This is a genomic window from Paenibacillus ihuae (assembly GCF_001368795.1).
GTDB lineage: Bacteria > Bacillota > Bacilli > Paenibacillales > Paenibacillaceae > Paenibacillus_AQ > Paenibacillus_AQ ihuae.
Map to the genome: position 1 here is coordinate 983815 of NZ_LN831198.1, position 1806 is coordinate 985620.

General features: G+C 55.1%; 2 protein-coding genes and 1 pseudogene. All 3 read left to right on the forward strand.

Annotation, left to right across the window (positions count from 1 at the left end; all coding sequences use genetic code 11):
- The first annotated feature begins 92 nt into the window (after positions 1–92).
- Entirely contained in the window at positions 93–449 is a 357-nt protein-coding gene (locus AQR02_RS04355; protein WP_054939540.1) for a DMT family transporter, read from the forward strand.
- Positions 450–764, forward strand: coding sequence for a DMT family transporter (locus AQR02_RS04360; protein ID WP_054939541.1), 315 nt, complete (start codon positions 450–452; stop codon positions 762–764).
- Between the two features lie 110 nt (positions 765–874).
- Positions 875–1737: pseudogene (locus AQR02_RS04365) on the forward strand (aldo/keto reductase).
- Positions 1738–1806: the final 69 nt, after the last annotated feature.

The window sequence follows — 1806 nt, forward strand, 5'->3', positions numbered from 1 at the left end:
GGTATCGTCAATGATGACGATGGCCTTTCGGGCTTATTTTATTGGCGCGGGAGGCTAAGTTTAAGAATTGAAGGGAGCGGGAGGAGAAAGTGATGAGCAAGAGCAGTAAGGCATGGCTACAAATCGCAGGCGCCGCCTGCTTTGAGGTCGCATGGGTGATCGGGCTGAAGCACGCATCCGCGCCTTGGGAATGGGGAATTACAGTGCTGGCCATCCTCATAAGTTTTTATGTTCTGATCTCTGCCAGCAGGACTCTGCCAGCGGGTACGGTGTACGCGGTATTTGTAGGGCTCGGCACCGCCGGAACTGTGCTGGCGGATATGCTCTGGTTCGGGGAGCCTTTTCGTATGCTGAAGGTGGTACTGATTGTAATCCTGCTGGCCGGGGTTATCGGGTTAAAGCTGACTACCAGTGACGGGACGAAAGAACAGATCAAGGAGGTGTCCTAAATGGACTGGCTGATGCTGATTGGTGCGGGACTCAGCGAAATGATCGGGGTGGGGATGATGGCAAAGCTGCAAACGCACCGCAGCTGGCGGACACTTTCCCTGCTGATCTTAGGATTTGGCGCGAGCTTTGTGCTGCTGTCGCTGGCCATGCGGACGCTGCCGATGGGCACGGCTTATGCCATCTGGACAGGAATCGGCGCTTCCGGCGGAGCAGTCCTTGGCATGTTATTTTATGGCGAGTCCCGGGAGATGCGGCGGATACTCTGCATTGTAATGATTCTCGGTGCTGCTATAGGATTGAAACTGGTTGCCTGAGATCATAGAAGATGTTAAAGATTTGGACACCTGTACGATGTTTCGAACGAGACAACATGGTAAGTATATTAAGTATACAATCCAATCCATTCGTTAAGGAGACTTCTTATATGAACAATAGCACTCACAACCGGATTAAGCTGCAGGACGGCGCCTCTGTCCCGAGGATCGGACAGGGCACCTGGTATATGGGCGAGGATGCTGCGAACCGTGCCGAGGAAATCGCAGCCCTGCGCCTGGGTGTGGAACTTGGCATGAACCTGATCGATACCGCTGAAATGTACGGGAACGGACGTTCCGAAGAGCTGGTCGGCGAAGCGATCCGCGGGATCCGCGATGATGTGTTTCTGGTCTCCAAGGTGTATCCGCATAATGCCGGACAAGGGACGCTCGTCCGCAGCTGCGAAGACAGCCTGAAACGTCTGGGCACTGATCATCTGGATCTGTATCTGCTGCACTGGCGGGGCAATGTCCCTCTGGAAGAAACCGTTGAAGGGATGGAGGCCCTGGTAGCTGCCGGCAAAATTAAACGCTGGGGCGTATCCAACCTGGATACGGAGGATATGAAAGAGCTGCTTAGGATTCCCGGCGGGGAGCACTGTGCAGTGAATCAGGTGCTCTATCATCTGGGTTCACGCGGTATTGAGCATGAACTGCTAGCCTGGGAAAGAAGCCACAAGATACCCGTAATGGCCTATTCCCCATTAGCACAGGCGGGCAGCCTGCGTAAGGGTCTTACCGAGAATGAGACTGTTCAGGATATCGCTTTGAAGCACGGGGTAACCCCGCTGCAGATCATGTTAGCCTGGAGCATCCGTGACGGCGATGTCATTGCCATCCCCAAGGCGGCTTCCCGCCAGCATGTCGCCGAGAATGCGGCGGCAGCGCAGATCAGGCTGAGCGATGATGAGCTGTGGATGCTGGATGAGGCATTCCGCAGCCGGCCTGGAGAGTTCCGCTGGACATGATTTGATCGTAGCCTGTAAGGCATAGGAAGGCCGTCCGTTGATTGCGGACGGTCTTTTGTGTGTGGCGTGCCCCG

What these genes read in the sequence shown, in the direction of transcription:
- AQR02_RS04355 (WP_054939540.1), top strand. Translation starts at nt 93, where the DNA reads ATGAGCAAGAGCAGTAAGGCATGGCTACAAATCGCAGGCGCCGCCTGC.
- AQR02_RS04360 (WP_054939541.1), top strand. Translation starts at nt 450, where the DNA reads ATGGACTGGCTGATGCTGATTGGTGCGGGACTCAGCGAAATGATCGGG.